Source organism: Kamptonema formosum PCC 10802 (assembly GCF_000332335.1).
Lineage (GTDB): Bacteria > Cyanobacteriota > Cyanobacteriia > Cyanobacteriales > Oscillatoriaceae > Oscillatoria.
Genome location: NZ_KB235948.1, coordinates 3,925,979 through 3,944,940 on the forward strand (window position 1 = coordinate 3,925,979; position 18,962 = coordinate 3,944,940).

Genomic DNA, 18,962 nt, shown 5'->3' on the forward strand with positions numbered 1-18,962 from the left:
GGTGCGTTCAAAACTGCCTTGAAGGACGGAATCCCCTCTGGGTTCAGCTCGACACCCGCTGTGTTAACAACCGGCAGTCCGACCTTAGGAATTGCGATCACCTCCAGCGAGTCGGATTGCAGATATTTAGCCAAGTACGCGAGGAATAAGGCTGTCGCGACAAATTGAGTGGTTGTTGCTGCGATTATTCCCACAAAACCCAGTCGGGCTGCCAAATAGGTGGTTTCTAAGCTGAGGTTAGTAGCGAGTCTGACTGCCTCAGTAGCTGCCGCCAGTGAGGCGAGTTCCGAGGCGGCTGGAAGATATCCAGGAGACGGAATAAACCCTATAGTATATGTGCCGCTGAAACCGATTCCATTAAACGGCGGCGAAGAGGTCCGGATAGTTCCGCCAGACACCACACCCGTCTCTTCTATCAGCCAAGTTGGGTTCCAAGTGCCTTGAGCATCTGGCAGTGCCCCTTCTCGCATGAAGAAGACTTGAGTTCCCTCCGGCAAACCTGCCGGTGCGGGAATGGCCAGCTGCGCCGGCACCTTCATCGGGTCATCCCCAGCATCTAAATTGAACGCACCGGCAATCTCGAATCCTTCTGGCACAGGAAGCGATAAATCCTCCCGACTCAGCGGAGTCAAGCTGACAGTTGTGTTCTCCTCTAGAGCGCCAGGAGCCACCATTACCATCGAGCCATCAGAAGCTCGCACCACACCCCCATCCGCTCCCAAAGTTGCCGGTCCAAGCTGCGGATTTTGCACCCGGATTGGAATAACTTCCACCGCTGAACCGTTGCTAACCGTTACAGTGGCGTCCCCCGACTTCAATGCGGTAACTAACCCATCCTCACTCACGCTCAAAACTGAGGGGTCACTCACCTCATATCGCGTCCCCGACTCATCAGTATTTAAGTCAGGCGAATTGGGCAATTCGTTTACTTTCACCGATAATTGCCGCGTCCCCCCAACCGGCAGAGAAATCGCATCGGGATAGGGATCTAGCCCATAGAGTTGGGCGAGTTCCACACTAAATTGTACTTCACTGTCCAGACTGCCTGAATCATTGGTCGCCGGCACAAGGGTGAAGCGAATCCCCTCAAACCCCGACACATTGCCATATTCATCTATCGCCCGCAAATAAAGGGTGTGACTTCCCTCTGACAGCGAACCGCCAAATATTTCCTCTAAAGCATTTCGGTCTAATGAAAATGTTCCATCCTCGTTGAGCCGGCTGGCAATCTCAGTAAAGCGCTCCACCGGCATCCCTTCAAAACCGGCACGCAAGCTGAAAATCCCACTGACATCGATCGCAGTACCGACAATCGCCGGGTCAGAGGTAATCCCATCTGCAGTGTCCTCACCCGTATCGTTCTCTAGATATGCCGCAATTTCTGGCGGTTCGGTGTCGGCTGAATTGATTTCATCTAAAATTTGTCCCCCCAAAACTGTCCCGCGCCAGTCTAGGGATGGTACAATTACATTATTTACCGATGGGGCTGTGCCCGTCGCACCGGCGACCTGAAACATCACATCGTTGTAATCTCTATCCGCACCGGCATTCACCTGCATATCTTCAAAAGCAAAAGCATACCCCTTGCCGGTGACATCAGCTATCTGCCCAGAATTGAAAGCATCTCTGGGGTCAGCTGTCGCTAATGAGAACAGGGGCCGCAAGCCGGTCAGTGCCGGATTGTTAAAGACATCCTGTATCTTATTCCGGGGGGCTAAAATAATCCCAAACTCATCCCCCGGATTCATATATACTGTCTTGACGCCCTGGTATGTCCCCTTATTCCAATTTTGCGGCTCAGCCCCCAAAACCCCGGCCAACTTAGCGCCTTCTGTGAAGTCCGAGATGACGGCATGCCCCTCTGAAGAATTACTCAGCGCCCGCCGCGCGGCTTCTTTGGCAAAGGCACTGTAATCGTTCAGGAAAGCCGGCATCCCCTCCAACTTAAAGATGCCTACCTCTCCCTCATAGAAGCCGCCATCAAATAGATAACTTATATCGACTTTACCGGTTGGGCCTACTTTAAACACTCCCAACTCAAAGGGGCTGTTACTGCTGGGGGCTAGGGGCTGACCTGTGAGCGGGTCAGTGTTGGTTTTGGGACTCACCTCCAGAATATAATCTGTGTCGCCGCTCACCCGAGAGATTTCAATCGAGTAGTCCCCCGCAATTAAGGCATCGGCATTAATCACTTCTGGACTTGTTCCGCTATTAGATGATGTGCGCAGTACAGAGCCGGTGCTGTCCAGCAATTTTATATCGGCATCGGCGCTCAATTCGCCCAGAGACAGACTGAAACTGCCCGGTGCGTCCAGAGTAAGCCGGTAAATGTCTGTTGGTTCGGCACTCAATATATTGCCGATATATGTTTCGCTGCTTTCTAGGGAGCCAATGTTGAAGTCGGACATCACTCACCTGACCTGTAAACTGCACACCATCACCCCTCGTAGCACGAATCTCTCCGTCACACCTGTCGGGAGCGGCTGACTTGTTTTTTACTGTAGCGAGTTTTTTTTTGGCTGTCAAACTTCTGCGCTCTCCCCCTCTGACCCTGGGATTTTAATGATTTCTCTTTTTGATTAGTATTTCTAATATTTGCCGAGGCTCGCCTGAAGCCCCGGGATTTGTTATGATTAAACAGCCGTAACTTAGAAAGATGCCCCGCACCGGCACCCCCTCCGCACCCCCTGAGGGAGCGTTTTTAGCACGCCTGAGGGCGGAATTATTAAAAAATTAAATAATTATTAAGCGGAATTATTAGAAATTTCTATAGCCGCCCGCCATGCCAGCCGGCACACTGCTGCTTAACACCCAAAAGGTGCCGGTGTCAATGAGTATTTTTAGTTAACCAGATGCCGGCGGCTGTTGTGGCTGCCCTTCTTGCGGTTGGCCCCACCTGTGGCCCGGGCCAGTAGGAGATGGCCCTCAAGACAGCACACCGCCACAAGTCTCTCTGCTGCGGGGTGCGCCGCAGCGCACCTGACACCTGTCTAATACCGCTTCATGGCCCGCTCCATCTCGCGCTTGTCTTCCCGCCGGCGCTCATCTTCGCGCTTGTCGTGCAGCTTCTTGCCTTTGCCGAGGGCGACTTCAATTTTTACCCAGCCGCGCTTCAGGTACATTTTCAAGGGAACCAAGGTTAATCCCTGCTGCTCGACTTTGCCAATCAGCTTGCGAATTTCTTGCTTGTGCATCAGCAGTCTGCGGGTGCGGCGGGGGTCGTGGTTGAAGTATTCGCTGGCTGTGCCGTAGGGCGAAATGTGGGCGTTAATCAGCCAGGCTTCTCCATTGCGAATCAGGACGTAGCCATCTCGCAGGTTGACTTTGCCTTCCCGAATCGATTTGACTTCTGTGCCTTTGAGTTCTATGCCTGCTTCGTAAGTGTCTAGGATTTCGTATAGGAAACGGGCTTGCCGGTTATCGCTAACTATTTTAATTCCTTCGCTTTTTTGTGCCATAATTAGTTTGGTGTTTGTAACTTTAGTTTAACTATTGGTAGCTGGCGAGCGAGAGCTCAAGGGCAGTCTGAGACGGTGGCCGGGGGCGCAGGGGCGGCCACGGGGGGCCGCCCCTACAATCGGTAATTTCTAATTTCTGCGCTGGCGGGTGAGGTTATCGACGCCCAGATCGGACTCACCTGGAATTGCCCAGCGACCGTTGGCTTCGCTGTCTCGAATCCGGTAATCGGTGACTCCGAAATCATCCTGGGGTCCCCACCCGACAGCGAGCCAGTCCCCAGAACGCAGCCCAACGCCGCGATAGGTGGTGCGGTCTACTGTCCAGGTGAGTTCGTAGGTGTCATCCGACCGGCGAATCCTTAGAGATCCATTGTATTCCCCGCCGGAATCTCTGCCCTTCACTTCGTAGTTGCCCTCGACTCTGCCGGATCTGCCGCCGGTGGCTGTTTCCTCGCCGATTTGTCCCCTGCCTCCGCTGTAAGTCCACTTTCCGTCCAGGGTGCCGTCTGAGTTGATGCGGTACACGGCGACTCCGTATGTCTTTCCTTGGGGTGCCCAGCCGACAAATAGGCGGTCATCCTCCAGAAAGGCCAGCCCTGAGAATTCGCCCTCAGAGGTGTTCCACGAGACGCTGTAGAGATTGGCGTCGCTGCTGCGGCTGATGGCTTGAATGTCTGCGGTGCCGGTGTACCTGTCTCCGTTGGGAGCCTTGCCTTCGCTAATTTTCCAGCTGCCTTCTATGCTGTTTCGGGAGGAGCGCTGCGCCAAAAAAGCCGGCTGGAATGTTTCAATCCCTGCTGCCGGCGCATGCAGCTTGGCCTTCTGCGGGAGGCTCGCGCCGGTTGGGCCCGTGAGGGTGAGGCTGGTGCCTGCGATCAGTAAACTGGCTAAAATCCGATTTCGCATCATGGTGCCTGTTTGGTTTGGGCGTTGAAGAATATTGCCCCGCCGCTGCTCGTCTAGAAACCCGGTTTCTTGGAGAAACCGGGTTTCTGGGGTTTCACCGGCTCGTGTGCTATTTGGACGGGTTTGGCGCTGTGTGAGTTGCTTGGCGCAAAGGACAAAAAGCGGGGCGGTCTGGAAGCCGGGCCGTCTCCGCCGGTGGCCACACCCCCGCCGCCGGCCCCGAAACTCTGACCTTTATGTAAATTTTTGTAAAAACCTTGACAACTGCCTAAAAAACAGTAACAATGAATACAGAAAAGAAATCGTTCATCTCTCAGGTGGGGGCGGGCCGACAGCTGGCCCGAGACACAGGAGAGACGGAAGTAGGGAGTCATTCCATCCCGAAGGAACGCGCCTCAACTCACCACACGCTGATTAGGAGGCGAAAACCATGCAACTGACAAATAGCGGAACCAACTACGAAGACACCCTGCCGGTGCTGTCTGCCGAAGAGAAGGCTCGCTCTCTGATGCACAACCGGCAGCTGGCCACTCAAAATCGCCAGCGTTCGCTGTTGAGCCGGGCTGCAGCCGAGATTGGACTGGCTCTCTAAGGTTTCCAGCTCCAGGAACCCGATAGGAAGCGATTTGCGAGTTTTGGCAAGAATGTCCGATCGTGGCCTTACAGTTTACCGCTGAGCAACCAGCGGGATGTCCTAAGAAAACTCATCTGTACTCACACCCCCTGAGGGGGTGTTTTTTTTGCTGGACTGCGCTCGGAGCGAGAAGGGAAGTCCAGAAAACTGATAAGCTCGCACTCAGCTGAATCTGCGCTATCCATCTTTAGAGCAGCCGGCAATTGGGCACGGACATCAGTGGCCTAGGGAGAAAAGGCGTAGGTACGGCGTTCGCCGGGCCTCTTAATCTAATGTCCTAATCTAACTGGCTACTGCTATATCCCCTCGTTAGGGGTCCAGGGACGCTTTCCTGGCCCGACAGGCGGGAAGGGGAGGCGAGCGAGGGGAGGCGAGCGAGGGGAGGCGAGCGTGCGAGGGAAAAATTCTCTGGGTTACGAGCTTGGCGAGGGGGATTATGAATGGGAGCGCGCGGCACGCCGTTCCGTGCAGGCGGCGTGCCCGAGGCAGCGGTAACGATATGATGATAAAAAACTTCCCTGTTGTGATAGCGTCAGCCCCAGAGTCCAGCGTCTATGTCTAACTCCGCCCAGATCGCAGACCAACGCCAGCCAAAGCCGCACCCCTCAAGTGCCAGCCACTCTGCCAGCCGATCTTCCAGCAAAGACAGCCGCAGAGACAGACGGCGGGAGAGGCAACTGAGGGACTCTGAGGGACCTCTAGAGCGATTGATTGGCTTTACCAGTTCAATTTTTTCTACATTCCGGACAGGAGCCTCCGACTGTCAGGCCGGTAACAAGTGGTACAGAAAAGGCAACTACGAGCTGGCGGTTGCCGCTTACGAAAAAGCGATTCAACTCAAGCCCGAGCTGCATGCGGCTTGGCTGCAGATGGGCAAGGCGCTGGAAAAGCTGCACCGGCACTCCGAGGCGATCTCAGCCTTTGACAGAGCGCTGCAACTGAAGCCGGACGACGGCATTAGCTGGACATTGCGAGGGAAGTGCCTCTACCACTTGCAGGAGTATGAAGCGGCGCTGGCCTCTCTGGATCAAGGCATTCAAATCGATCCGAAACGGGATGAAGCCTGGTATTACCAGGGCCGGTCGTTTGAGGCGCTGCAACAGCACCCTGCTGCGGCTGAGGCTTATGGCAAAGCCTGCCAGCTGATGCCTTCCTCGCACGCGGTTTGGCACCACCGAGGGCGCATGCTCCAGCACCTGCAACAGTTCTCACCGGCAGCTGACGCTTACGAGCGAGCGCTTCGCCTCAAGGGGGATAACTTTGAGACTTGGCTCAACTACGGCATGACGCTGGCGGTTTTGAAGCGATACGACGCAGCGGTGGCGGCTTGTGAGCGAGCGCTGCAACTGAACCCGAGCAGCTTGGAGGCTTGGATTCAGCGAGGGCTGGCTCTGGAGCAGCTGGAGCGGTATACGGATGCGGTCAGCTCCTACGACAGAGCGATTATACTGCAGCCGGATGCCTACGCGGCCTGGTATCACAAAGGGATGGCCCTGAAGCACCAGTGGTATGAAGCGGCTATCGCTTGCTTGGACAAGGCGATTGAACTGCAGTCCGATATCCCGCTGGGGTGGCACGGGCGGGGTGTGGCGCTGGCGGAATCGGGACAGCACGCAGCGGCGCTGGCTTCTTTTGACCGGGCGACTAAACTCAATCCGAAATGGCCGGATGCCTGGTTGGGGCGCGGGAAGGCGCTGTGCGGATTGCGCCGGCACAAGGATGCGATCATTGCCTACAGCAATGCCATTCAGCTGCAACCCGACTTCTCTGAGGCTTGGTTTGGGCGGGGCGAGGCGCTGGAGCAGCTGCAGCGCTACGCAGAAGCGATTGCCGCTTATGACAAAATTATTCAGCTGCACCCGGATGACTTGGGTGTGGCCTATCGGGCTTGGCTGAAACGCGGTCAGGTGCTCGAGCAGATGCAGCGGTATGAAGAGGCCACCGCCGCCTATGACACATTAATTGTCATTCGCCCGAAGGACGTGGAAGCTCGGCTGAAACGCGGCTACGCCCTGGAGCAAATGCAGCGGCACGCCGACGCCCTGGCCACCTATGACGAAGCTCTGGGCATTGGGCCAGAAAACGGCGCTTTTTGGCTGCGGCGCGGCAAGGTGTTGAGTGAAATGCAGCGCTACACCGAGGCTTTGGCTAACTTTGACCGGGCGATTCAGCTGATGCCCGGTCAGTACGAAGCTTGGTTGAGGCGCGGCGAACTGCTGGAATTGTTACAGCGCTATAAAGAGGCGGCCAGTTCTTATTCGATCGCGATGGAACTTAAGCCCGACTGCCAGGAAGCGATTCAGAACTGCCAGCGGGTGATGAGCAGGCTCGGAGAGTCATCATGACGTTCGGTTTTTCAATCCCGTGTTTGTTTCAATCCCGTGTTTCAATCCCGTTGCCGGGATTCAGCTGGCCAAAAATATGCCTCTCCTGCCGCCTGCTGAAATGATTGTCGCATTTATTTCGGCTTCTTTGCACAACCCTTGATGCTCCCCGGTTGCCCTGCCCGCAAGTCGGGTGCCCCAGAAGTGCCGGCGAGTCCAAAACTTATTAATTTTTGGGCCCGCCGCACCCTTTCTCGCCGGCACACTCCGCAACTGAGGTAAGGCAGATCGTCTGAGGGGGAGAGGGGGAAAGAAAGCCGGTCCATGAACAACTGATGATATAATTAAGGGCTTTTTGCATTAAGATTTCCTGTAGGGGGAGGGAGGCAAGCAAACTTGACCGCCCCAAGAATTTGTTTGGGTTTAAAGATATCCGTTTGGGTAATGTATATAAAATGGGGGTGTGCCAGTCGGAAAAGAGGTGGCATTTGCAGCGGTGTGGAGGAATTGTGCTGTGGGGCAGCCTCCGGTTTTGATGGTAAAGTAATAAAACGGATGCGAGTGCGGCTCTGGCGGGAGGGCGGTGAAGAGCGTGCGCAAGAATCCAAGAAATGTCAGAATAGAAAGTGGGAACCTGACGGATGCTGACAGGGCAGGTGCCGGTATGACGAAGGCCAGCAGGGTAAACAGAAAAGTAAGTGGGCGCGAGAAGAAACCAGAAGCGTAGAAGCCCGTTTTCGTGGGAGTGAGCGGGTTTATTGGAACGGCTCACAATCAGGGTAGTGGATCTGCTAGGCAACTGCGACAACAGCACTCCTGTCCAAACCCAGAAAATTTTGGCACACGATTGGATAATGAGCCACTTTCCAGACTTTTCTAGCCACGGCTATCAAGTCATTCAGGAACTGGGACGCAACCGTGAGGGCGGTCGTATTACTTACCAGGCGATTGACATCACTGGCGACCGGCAGGTTGTAATTAAACAGTTCTGCTTCACGGAAGCCGGTGCCAGCTGGGCGGGCTTTAAAGCGTACCAGCGCGAGATTCAAATTCTCAGAGAGCTAAATCACGCGGGTATCCCCAGCTACCTGAACTCGTTTGAAACCGCATCAGGGTTTTGCCTGGTGCAGGAATATAAATCGGCTTTCTCTCTCGCCGACCGGCACAGTTTTGCTGCGGATGAAATCAAGCACATTGCTGTGTCAGTATTAGAAATTTTGGCCTACCTGCAAAATCGCATTCCGCTAGTAATTCACCGGGATATTAAACCAGAGAATATCTTACTGTCAGAGGGCGATCCTGGCGGGCAGACCCAAGTTTACCTGGTGGATTTTGGTTTGGCCAGGATTAGTAGCGGGGGAGTTGCCACCAGCAGTGTCGCCGCCGGCACCTTAGGTTTCATGCCGCCAGAGCAGCTGTTCAACCGCTCGCTAACAGCGGCGTCAGACCTGTACAGTTTAGGGGCGACGCTGATTTGCATCCTCACCGGCACGGCATCGGCAGATATCGGAAACCTAATTAACGACACCTGTGGCTTTAATTTCAAACACCTACTCCCCAAACTGAACCGGCGTTTTGTTCACTGGCTGGAAAAAATGGTAGCTCCCAGCGCTAAAGATCGCTATCCCGACGCGGCGACAGCACTGGAAGCGCTCCAGCCGATTCAGGTCAAGAGCTCTCGATACCCTTCTTTTCGGGGGGTGCCGCTGGTTAAGCCGGCAGCTATCGCCGGCGCACTCTCTGCTGTCTGCGCGATTTTTGGGATGTTGCCCTCTGTGCGAATTGATGTGCGGCCCCCTTCCACGCTGAGTTCGCCGGCATCTACCCCGCCACCGGCTGCGAAAACTGGGGCGGCTGAATGGGTGAAACGAGGAGATTTGCTTCGCGACAGGCAGCGCTACTCTGACGCCTTGGCGGCTTATAACCAGGCGCTGAAAGTCAGCGACAGCTCTGCGGAAGCTTGGTATGGCCGGTGCTATGCGCTCACGAATTTGCAGCACCCCCAAGAAGCGCTTTTCGCCTGTGACAGGGCGTTAAACCTGAAGCCAAATTATGCGGAGGCGTGGCACCGGCGCGGCTACGCGCTTGACGACTTGGAACGCTATTCTGATGCGATCCAAGCTTACGACAAAGCGCTGCAAATCAAGCCGAACTACGATACGGCATGGCATAACCGGGGCTTCACGCTGGAAAAATTAGGCCGCTATCAGGACGCGCTCGCCTCTTATAACAAGTCGCTGCAATTCGACCCAAAGGATGCCGTGACTTGGCAGGAGCGAGGCCGGCTTTTAGATGCGTTGCGCCGTTATGACGAAGCGCTCGCCTCCTTTGACAGAGCGATCTCCCTGAAGCCGAAGTGCGAAAATGCTTGGCGGCAACGGGGCTTAACGCTGCGGAAAATAGGTCGCTATCAGGAAGCGCTCCTTTCTTATGATAAGTCGCTAGAACTCGACCCAAACAACCCAATTACATGGCACAGCAGGGGCGCAGTCTTAGAGAAATTGCAGCGCTTGGAAGAGGCGGCTGTTTCGTATAGCAAAGCGCTGCAATTCAATGCGGACTATCAATTGGCGCTTCAGGCCCAAAAGCGGAACATCAGTGGGAGCCAATCTTTAAAGGGCAAGCTGAATCCTTAAAAATGTTCCCCCTGAGCGGAGTGGGGGCGGGTTTATCGAGCTAGGGGTTTTCAGTGGGATGAAGTGCGGATAAGAAACCCGGTTTTTTTGAGAAACCGGGTTTCTCAGTACCTCACGCTTGATGAAAAACGCTCTAAGAAAAGGCGAAGCCGCAAGGCGCTTTTAGAGGGAGCATCTCATGCAGCGAGCAATCGGTGACGCCGAACCCGCCCTACCTTTGCCGGCAGCGCCCCACACCGGAGGGAAGCGCCGTTCCCGCTCCCCCTCTATCCGAAGGGAGATGCCCGACCGGCAGCTGGTGGGGGTGGCTCAGGGCGGGTGCGGAGCGCACAGTGCCATGATTTTGTCAATCCTTCAGTGATACAGATCACGCCTAGTCCAAAAATTTATCACGGATCGAGGTGGAGTAGAATCACAGAGACAATCTGCGGTAGAATAGAAAATGAACGTGGTAAAAAATGTTTGGGTTACAGGTTTGCCGAACAGGTCAGGTATGCAAATGGGTCACAATACGCTTGGAAAACTCTTACACAGTGAAAAAAGTGCGGTTTCAGCACTCCCAGATGTCAAGGAATGGATATCTGATTACAACTTCACGGTCAGCCTCTGTTTAGCCGTCAAAACAATGAAACAGGTGCTGGCTGAGGCGGGTTCGGGAGAGGACCACTGCTGTTTCTCCACTCCTGACGGGAAATTGGTGCTGACGCCGAAAGCCTTGGATATCTTGAGATCCCACTGTCTGGACGAACACTGGGAGTATTTTCAAAATTACCTGCTGGCGTAAGAGGTTTACTAGGAAAAAGTAGCCGGTGCGCCGGTGCGCCCTACCGCGTTTGGGGAGGGCGGAGCTTTTGATTTATGGGATAAGGCCATGTTATGTTTATGTCGGCCTGCTTATACGATTGCGCTTTTATGTCCCAGAAGCCCTACGATTTACTCCTCCGGGAGTGCCGGCTGCTCACCGGCGAGGTGGTTGATATTGCCATTAAAGATGGCTGGATTGCGGCGATTGCGCCCCAGCTCGGCGAGCCGGCTGATATGGAAATCAGTGTTGGGGGCAAGCTGGCCAGCCCCCCCTTTGTGGAGTCGCACATTCATCTGGATTCGGCTTTGAGTGCCGGTGAGCCCCGACTGAATGCCAGCGGCACGCTGTTTGAAGGGATTGAAATTTGGGCGGAGCGCAAGCAAAGTTTAAGCTTGACAGATGTTAAAAAACGTGCTATAGAAACCCTGAAGCTGCAAGCGTCTCAAGGGGTTTTGTTTGTTCGCACTCATGCGGATGTGAGCGAATCCAGCCTGACGGCGCTGCAAGGTTTGCTGGAAGTGCGGGAGGAAGTTAAAGACTGGATTTCCGTGCAAGTGGTGGCGTTCCCTCAAGATGGGATTTATGGCAAACCCGAGAATGAGGCGCTGCTGGAAAAAGCTCTGGAGATGGGGGCGGATGCGGTGGGCGGCATTCCGCATTATGAATTCACGCGGGAAGATGGGGTGCGCTCGGTTCACCGCATCTTTGAATTAGCTGAGAAATATGACAGGCTGATTGATATTCACTGCGATGAAATTGACGACGAGCAGTCGCGGTTTTTGGAAGTTGTGGCGGCTGGCGCGATTCGCACCGGCATGGGGGCGCGAGTCACCGCCAGCCACACGACGGCGTTTGGCTCGTACAATAGCGCCTACGCTTACAAATTGATGGGGCTATTGGAGCGCTCTCAAATCAATTTTATTGCCAATCCCCTGATTAATATTACGCTGCAGGGGCGGACGGACACTTATCCGAAACGCCGGGGGGTAACGCGGGTGAAGGAGTTGTGGCAGCGGGGGCTGAATGTATCGTTGGGGCACGATTGCGTGCGAGATCCCTGGTACAGTTTGGGCACCGGCAATATGCTGGATGTGGCTTATATGGCGGTGCACGTTTGCCAGATGACCGGCGTGGCGGAAATTGATGCCTGTTATGATATGGTGACGAGTCACGGCGCGCGCACGCTGCAGCTGGAGAATTACGGAATTGAGGTGGGGAAACCGGCGTCTTTGATTGTTTTGGATGCGGAGAGCCGGTATGATGCTATTCGCCGCCGCCCGACAGTTGTTTATGTGATTTCGCGGGGTAAGCTGTTAGTTGAGACAGAGGTGCCGGTGACGAAGTGGCGCTAAGTCACAAGAAACCGGGTTTCTAGAGAAGAAACCCGGTTTCTGGCTTTCCGAGAGTAAAGTCACAAGTGTCACCGGCAGTGATATAATAAGTACCGAACGGAGGCCATAGGGCGAATCGCAAACAAACCAACTACCACGAGACTGGATAAATTTCATGCTGCAAACCGTACTGGGTGGGCGCTACCACATCACCAGCCATTTGGGGGGCGGGGGATTTGGTCAAACCTATCTCGCTGAAGACCGGCAGCTACCCGGTTCCCACCGCTGCGCCGTTAAGAAACTTTTGCCGGTGGCGAGCGATCCGGCAACTTTGCAGATAGCGAGACGTTTATTCGATACCGAAGCGCAAGTCTTGCACAAATTAGGAAGTCACGACCGGATTCCCCAACTTCTGGCTTACTTTGAGGAAAATCAAGAATTCTATCTGGTGCAGGAATTTATTGAAGGTCGAGAGCTGAGTCAGGAACTAACTCAGGGGAACCCGCTGGGTGAGGGTGAGGTTATCTCCCTTCTGCGAGACATTCTGGAAGTCTTGGAATTTGTCCACCGGCAGAATGTCATTCACCGGGATATCAATCCCCGAAATATCATCCGCCGCGACAGAGATGGCCGGTTGGTTTTAATTGATTTTGGGGCGGTCAAACAGGTGGCCACCCAGATAAGCAATCCTCAAGGGCAGACGCGCTTGAGTGTTATCATTGGCACGCCCGGTTATATGCCCAGCGAGCAAGCTCACGGGAATCCCAAACTCAGCAGCGATATTTACGCGGTGGGGATAATTGGAATTCAAGCCCTCACCGGCTTGCTTCCCAACCAGCTTCCAACCGATCCCGCTACAGAAGAAATTATCTGGCATAACCGAGCATCTGTCAGCCCTGAGCTAGCAAGAGTTTTGGACAAAATGGTTCGGTATGATTTCCGCGAGCGCTATGCGTCAGCGGCGGAAGCGCTGCGAGCGATCGAAGCGTTGAAAGCCCCCACTGTCACTGTTACTCCCGCCACAGTGCCGGTGGCCAAACCTGCGCCGGCTCAGCCGAAAAAATCTGGCTCGCTCCTGTTAAAGGTTTTCCTCTCCACCGGCTTACTTGGAATCGGGGTTGCTGCGTCGTTTTTTCTGGCCAGAGCCCTCAATTCCTCTAACGCGACTGATTTATATAACCGGGGCAATACCCTGTATAATTTAAAGCGGTATGAAGAAGCCCTCGCCGCTTACCAAAAAGCGATTAAAATTAGACCGGACTACGCTGAAGCTTGGAAAGAACAGGGCAATATCCTGTATAATTTAAAGCGTCACTCCGAAGCGCTCGACGCTTACGAGAAGGCGATTCAAATCCAGCCGGACTATGTGGAAGCCTGGACGGGGCGGGGAGGCGTGCTGGACGCCAGCAAGCGGTACGAAGAGGCGGTTGCTTCCTTCGATCAGGCGTTAAAAATCCAGCCGGACTCCGCAGAAGCTTGGAAGGAGCGAGGCGATGCGCTGCTGAATTTGCCGCGATATGAAGAGGCGATATCTTCTTATGACAGGGCGGTGGAATTAAAGCCGGATTACGATCGAGCTTGGTACAGTCGCGGCTGGGCGCTACACAATTTGCAACAGTACGAACAGGCGGTCGCTTCTTATGATAGAGCGGTTGAGTTAAAGTCGGATTACGATAGCGCTTGGTACAGTAGAGGCAATTCGCTTCTCAAGTTGGAGCGTTACAAAAAGGCGGTTGAGTCCTATGACAGGGCGATTCGCTTAAAGCCATCTCACTATCAAGCTTGGTACAGTCGGGGGAATGCGCTGGGGAATTTGCGCCGGCACAAAGAGGCGGTTGAGTCGTATGAGAAAGCGGTTCGCTACAAGCCGGACTTTTACGAAGCCTGGAACAGTATGGGATCGGCGCTCCATCAGTTGCGCCGGTACGAGGAAGCGATTAACGCCTATGACCGCGCTATCAATTTGCGGAAGAATGACTTCCAGATTTGGTATAATAAAGGCAACGCGGAATATAATTTGAAGCGATATGAGCGAGCCGTCGCCTCTTATGACAGTGCGCTGCAAATCCAGCCAGAGCTCTGGGAGGCTTGGTACAGCCGTGGGAACGCACTGGTGGAGTTGAATCGCTATGAAGATGCGGTTGCTTCTTATGATAGGGCGGTTGAGTTAAAGCCGGATTTCCGAGACGCCATTCAGGCTCAAAAGAAGGCGCTGCGTCTGCTGGAAGCGGAAAAGTTGAAGCGAGAGGGCAACAAAGAAGGCAAAAAAGAAGTGTGACGGCAGACTTTTGTGCGGCTGATTCCGCTCACCGGCAGCGGGTGCCGGTGGGGGAATGGGCTCGCTCATTTCTTGCGTTTCTCATATTAGTGAGGTACTGAGAAACGCGGTTTCTTAAAGAAACCGGGTTTCTGGGCCATTCCCCTCGTTCCCAGGCTCTGCCTGGGAACGCCGTGAAAGGAGGCTCTGCCTCCTTAAGTAGCAAGTTGGGTTATAATATATCTGGTGCGCATTAAAGTGAGCGACTATGGCAGTAAGCAAAAGCTATGACTACTTCTCTCCGGAAGACTATTTAGAAGGAGAGAGGGTAAGCCCCATCAAACACGAGTACCGGCAAGGCGAAATCTACGCAATGGCGGGGGCGAGCGACGCCCATGTGACCCTTGCTGTCAACTTAGTAAGCCTCCTGAGAAACCATGTTCGGGGTACTGGCTGTCGCACCTACACAAGCGACATGAAAGTTCGGATTGAGCGAGCCAATAGCTTTTACTATCCCGATGTGATGGTGACTTGTGATGAGCGGGATAGAACTCCTGAAGATTTCAAGCGCTACCCGCGCTTAATTGTTGAGGTGCTTTCCCCTTGGACGGCTGCTTTTGACAGAGGGGACAAATTTGCCGATTACCGAACGATAGAAACTCTACAGGAATATGTGCTAGTCAGTCAAGACCGGCTGAGTGTGGAGTGTTTCCGCCGCAATTCTGAGGGGCGCTGGGAACTGTACCCCTACAGCGAAGGGGAAGAAGTACACTTGGCTTCTGTTGACTTTCGCTGTCCGATTGCTGTAATTTATGAAGATGTTTTGGGGCTGGGTTAATCGGTTAATCGATTTGTCTGGGTGCGTTACGCTATTGGACTTCGCCCCCTACAATTACTTCAAAAGTCCGCGCAGGCGGACTTTGTTTGTATAGCTGCGATTTCCAATCGCCAGGGTGTATTGGCCCAAATCTTCGGCACCCGAGCGTAACGCACGCCAAACTTATTTCTGAATCGGGCGGGATGCCGGCGCAATCCTCTGCCTGGGTTTAGCAACAATCATCAGCGGATCTCCTACTGTGGTAACTTTCCAGGGCGGTGATTCCAGCTGGCGAGCGGAAATCAGAAATGGGGAGGAGCGCAGCAGGCGCTTGACCAACAGTTTCGGCGGGATAAAGGCAGATAAATAGGGCTCGTTGACACTGCCAACATACGCATACGCGCCATTCTCTAACCATCTCCCGCCAACGGTGTTTGGGTCTTCGGGTTCGGTGGCGGACCAACTGTGAATGAAGTGAATTGCTGCGGGAAATTTGATTTTTGGAATATCCGCCACCACAGCTTGACCCTCCCCCACGTTGAATGATAGCTTATCGCCGCTAGAGTTAACAAATATTAAATCGTACTCCCATTTGCTGCTGGCCAAACTGCGCCACTTTTCCAGGTTGGCTTCAGGTCTTTCTACCATTTTAACATCCAAACTTATCTCCCTGAACTGAGCGGCTGCTTCGTTCATCTCATATTCCTTCCAGGAGCCTTCCTTTGGATAGCTGCTGTAAAGCATCGCTGTTTTAGGTTCCAGAAATATCGCGCACATGGCTTGATACACCGCACGCGCTTGCGAGCCGTAAATCCAGCCAACTACTGCCCAGCGCTTGCCATCGCCGTGGCGGGCTAAGCCGTCAGTTACGGCGAACTGTTCGCCGGCTTTTTTAGGGGATTGATATTTCACCGGCAGCCGGCGCACAATGGTAACAGTATCGATGGAATCGCCGAGAGTGTCATAGGAATAGCCGGTCTCTCTCACCACCCGCTCAACGCTGTCTTTCAGGCGCTCCCACCTTTCGGTATTCAGGGTGTCGTTGGGCAGTCCAAAATTGCCTCCCAAAAACCCTAAAGGCTCCCCCCGATCTGCAGCTAAAGCCACTGCCGCCGGCCACACGGGGTCTTTTTCCCATGCGATCACAGCTCCTGGCGGTTCCCAACCGAGCCGGTGCCACGTTTCTTTCAGCGATTTGACATCGGTTGCGCCCCACGCCGCTGCTGCCGCACGCCGCATGGACTGGCGCAGAGTGTCGCCCTCTGGCAAGGGTTCTTTGACTGCCGGCATGCGAATCACTTCCGCCGGCTTGAAACGCTCAATAAACATCGGCGTGTAGGTGTCATCTTCTATTAAAATCGGCCAGCGACCTTCCAGACTCCACTGCCCTATCGCGGCTAGAAATGTCGCGCCGTCGGGAACGACAATAACCCGATCTACTGTTGGAATTTTATCGCGAATCGTGGCAGTGCGCAGACCGGCTCGCACCGGCCAGGGTTCTTTTAGCGCTGATGCCGGCAGCGAAAATGGCCCTTGTGGCTTTTGCTGCAGCGTGAAAAGCCAGACCCCCAGCCCGCCTAACAGCAGGGCGACAAGCACCCCTGCAAAAATCCAGCGTTTGCCCATGATAGCTTCCTTGACACAATTTATTACTTATTGCTATCATATTAAGAGAACCTAAATATAGGTGAATGAAAGTTGCCTTGTTCCCAGGATATTTCAGGGAACGCGCCTCTGGGGGGCTGCTGCCTCGTTTCTAAAATAAGCAGATTAAAAGCGTAATAGCTTATAATCTTTCCCAGGATGGATACCGGTTGGGCCGATCGCTTCACCGGCAGCACTGGCCTCCCCTCTGGCACAGACCCCAGCTGTCCTTGGCCCGGGCGTCGGGCCAGCACCCCTCCCCCAGGGGAACGGCTCGCCGTTTGTCAAAAAAAATAAAGATATGTAATATGTTTGGCCCTATTGTTAAATAATTGTGAATAAATGTAAATAATGCTTTCGGGCGTTGACAGGGATGTGAGAAGATAGTAGGTAGCAGTTGCTGCAAAGGGCGATTGTTTCAGACAGTGCATCACAGCGAAGTCAATATATCAGGGTTATGAGCATCTATCCAGACTTTTCTGAAGAAGGCTATCAAGTCAAACTAGAACTGGCACGCAACCCGGAACGGGGGCGCATTACCTACCTAGCTACGGCATTTAACCGGGACCAGCTGGTTGTTATCAAAGAATTTCGCTTTGCTATAGCGGATTCTAGTGTTTTGGGAGTAAAAGCTTATCAAAGCTAGATACAAATCATGCAAGATATAAAGCACCCCCGCCTCATTTCTTGCCTGGAGTTTTTTGAAACTAAGCAGGGTTTTTGCCTGGTGCGCGACTATAAGAAAGCACCATCTTTAGCTGAGATACACAGCTTGCCACCGGAAAGAATCAAGCCAATCATCATGTCTATTTTGGAAATATTGGCCGACATGCAAAAGCGCGTCCCGCCATTTATCCACGGCAACATTAAACCAGAGAATGTCTTGATTGATTACGATCTGAATGCTTATCTGGTGGATTGGGGTTTGGACAGGATTGGGGGCGGTAAAGCCACCGGCATCCCGGGGTTCATGCCGCCGGAGCAGCAGTTCAATCCTTCTCCGAGCTTGACCTCAGACCTCTACAGTTTAGGAGCGACGCTAATTTGCCTGCTCACCGGCACCAGCAGTGCTGATATTGGAAAGTTTGTGGATAGTAGCTATCGCTTAAATTTCAAAGGGCTGCTGCCTCAACTAAATCCGCGCTTTATTTCCTGGCTGTAAAAGATGGTGGCCGGCAATGTCAACGAGCGCTATCCTAATGCTATTTCTGCCTTGAAAGCACTGAAGCCAATTCAGGTTAAACTACCAGAAAGTGGCACAACACTGAAGGCGCTAGCTGCTGCTGTGATTACGGTCGCGATTGGCGCTTTCGCCACTACCGGAACCAATTTCATCTCTAACCCACACAACAGTGTTGTAAAACAGCTAATAGAAACGCGAAACTGTCCAAACTGCGATTTGGAGAATGTTAACCTGGCCGGTGCTAACTTGAAAAGTGCCAACCTGGCGGGTGCTAACTTAGCCGGTGCCAACCTCAAGGGTGCCAATCTGGAGGCGGCTTACCTGATGGATGCCAACCTCGCCGGTGCCAATCTGGCGGGAGCGGTTCTCGGAGATGCTTACTTCAAGGGTGCCAATCTGGAAAGTGCCAATTTCAGGGGTGCTAACCTCAAGAACGCTAACCTGGGGGGTGCTGTTCTCGGAGATAATTTTTTCAAGGAGGCTAATTTGGAGGGTGCTAATCTCAAGGGTGCCAGTTTAGAGGGTTCAAACCTGCAGGCTGCTAACCTGGGTTATGCTAACCTGGAAGAGGCGAATTTGCAGGGTGCCCTGTTGCTGAGCGCTAACCTGGAGGCTGCTAACTTGAAGAATGCTAACCTGGAGAGTGCGAACCTCCCCGATGCCAACCTGGGGGGTGCTAATCTGGAGAGTGCTAGTTTGGTAGGTGCTAACCTCAAGGGTGCTTTGGTGGCGCGAACTAATTTGAAAGATGCCAACTTGAAAGATGCCAATCTCAATAACACTCCCCTGGAGCGAAAGATAATATCTGAGCGAGCGGATCGTTAATAGAGTGAGCATCCCGATTATGTAGGGGCGAGCATGAGGGCGAATAATCTCAGGCGTCAAAACCAGCAATTGATAATCCTCATGCTTCGCCCTCACCAGGGTATGTCAATAAAATAGGCCGGTCAGAGAAACAGGGTTTCTT

At 53.6% G+C, this 18,962-nt stretch carries 15 protein-coding genes and 1 riboswitch; of the genes, 11 read left to right on the forward strand and 4 right to left on the reverse strand.

What is annotated here, in order from left to right; genetic code table 11:
• The 3 genes from OSC10802_RS40585 to OSC10802_RS40590 all read right to left on the reverse strand — a co-directional run.
• A partial coding sequence (locus OSC10802_RS40585) for a DUF4114 domain-containing protein (RefSeq protein WP_044170154.1) occupies positions 1–2,408 on the reverse strand: 2,408 nt, incomplete at its 3' end.
• A gap of 582 nt (positions 2,409–2,990) precedes the next feature.
• Positions 2,991–3,458 carry an SsrA-binding protein SmpB gene (smpB, locus tag OSC10802_RS0116910; protein WP_017717953.1) on the reverse strand — a complete coding sequence of 156 codons (468 nt, stop codon included), beginning with the start codon at positions 3,456–3,458 and terminating at the stop codon, positions 2,991–2,993.
• Positions 3,459–3,587: 129 nt separating this feature from the next.
• Positions 3,588–4,367 (reverse strand): hypothetical protein, encoded by a 780-nt coding sequence (locus OSC10802_RS40590; RefSeq protein ID WP_017717954.1) that lies wholly within the window; start codon positions 4,365–4,367, stop codon positions 3,588–3,590.
• Positions 4,368–4,665: 298 nt separating this feature from the next.
• Positions 4,666–4,759: riboswitch (Glutamine riboswitch) on the forward strand.
• A gap of 35 nt (positions 4,760–4,794) precedes the next feature.
• Between OSC10802_RS40590 and OSC10802_RS50130 the strand changes: the two genes are divergently transcribed.
• The 8 genes from OSC10802_RS50130 to OSC10802_RS0116960 all read left to right on the forward strand — a co-directional run bounded on the left by OSC10802_RS50130 (position 4,795) and on the right by OSC10802_RS0116960 (position 15,189).
• The gene (locus OSC10802_RS50130; protein ID WP_017717956.1) at positions 4,795–4,956 is read left to right on the forward strand and encodes a hypothetical protein; all 162 of its coding nucleotides are present in this window, start codon (positions 4,795–4,797) and stop codon (positions 4,954–4,956) included.
• Positions 4,957–5,552: 596 nt separating this feature from the next.
• Complete coding sequence (locus OSC10802_RS40595; RefSeq protein WP_017717957.1) at positions 5,553–7,343, forward strand: tetratricopeptide repeat protein; 1,791 nt, start codon at positions 5,553–5,555, stop codon at positions 7,341–7,343.
• An 833-nt stretch (positions 7,344–8,176) separates the two neighbouring features.
• The gene (locus tag OSC10802_RS53060) at positions 8,177–9,958 is read left to right on the forward strand and encodes a serine/threonine-protein kinase (protein WP_198525142.1); all 1,782 of its coding nucleotides are present in this window, start codon (positions 8,177–8,179) and stop codon (positions 9,956–9,958) included.
• A 178-nt stretch (positions 9,959–10,136) separates the two neighbouring features.
• On the forward strand, positions 10,137–10,319 hold the full coding sequence (locus OSC10802_RS50140) for a hypothetical protein (protein WP_155967958.1): 183 nt from the start codon (positions 10,137–10,139) through the stop codon (positions 10,317–10,319).
• Between the two features lie 138 nt (positions 10,320–10,457).
• On the forward strand, positions 10,458–10,742 hold the full coding sequence (locus OSC10802_RS0116945) for a hypothetical protein (RefSeq protein WP_155967961.1): 285 nt from the start codon (positions 10,458–10,460) through the stop codon (positions 10,740–10,742).
• 128 nt (positions 10,743–10,870) lie between these two features.
• A complete protein-coding gene (gene codA, locus OSC10802_RS0116950) occupies positions 10,871–12,115 on the forward strand; it encodes a cytosine deaminase (RefSeq protein WP_026098565.1) in 1,245 nt (414 codons plus the stop codon).
• Positions 12,116–12,269: 154 nt separating this feature from the next.
• Positions 12,270–14,372: a serine/threonine-protein kinase gene (locus OSC10802_RS0116955; RefSeq protein ID WP_017717962.1), complete on the forward strand. Its 2,103-nt coding sequence runs from the start codon at positions 12,270–12,272 to the stop codon at positions 14,370–14,372.
• Between the two features lie 247 nt (positions 14,373–14,619).
• The gene (locus tag OSC10802_RS0116960; RefSeq protein WP_017717963.1) at positions 14,620–15,189 is read left to right on the forward strand and encodes a Uma2 family endonuclease; all 570 of its coding nucleotides are present in this window, start codon (positions 14,620–14,622) and stop codon (positions 15,187–15,189) included.
• A gap of 162 nt (positions 15,190–15,351) precedes the next feature.
• On the opposite strand, the gene OSC10802_RS0116965 is transcribed toward OSC10802_RS0116960, so the two are convergent.
• Entirely contained in the window at positions 15,352–16,794 is a 1,443-nt protein-coding gene (locus tag OSC10802_RS0116965; protein ID WP_017717964.1) for a hypothetical protein, read from the reverse strand.
• A 475-nt stretch (positions 16,795–17,269) separates the two neighbouring features.
• On the opposite strand from OSC10802_RS0116965, the gene OSC10802_RS44495 reads away from it, so the two are divergent.
• The 3 genes from OSC10802_RS44495 to OSC10802_RS40610 are packed head-to-tail and all read left to right on the forward strand — an operon-like array spanning position 17,270 to position 18,820.
• Complete coding sequence (locus OSC10802_RS44495) at positions 17,270–17,458, forward strand: hypothetical protein (RefSeq protein WP_017717965.1); 189 nt, start codon at positions 17,270–17,272, stop codon at positions 17,456–17,458.
• Positions 17,459–17,467: 9 nt separating this feature from the next.
• Positions 17,468–17,974 carry a serine/threonine protein kinase gene (locus OSC10802_RS44500; protein WP_017717966.1) on the forward strand — a complete coding sequence of 169 codons (507 nt, stop codon included), beginning with the start codon at positions 17,468–17,470 and terminating at the stop codon, positions 17,972–17,974.
• 3 nt (positions 17,975–17,977) lie between these two features.
• Entirely contained in the window at positions 17,978–18,820 is an 843-nt protein-coding gene (locus tag OSC10802_RS40610; RefSeq protein ID WP_017717967.1) for a pentapeptide repeat-containing protein, read from the forward strand.
• The last annotated feature ends 142 nt before the right edge of the window (positions 18,821–18,962 follow it).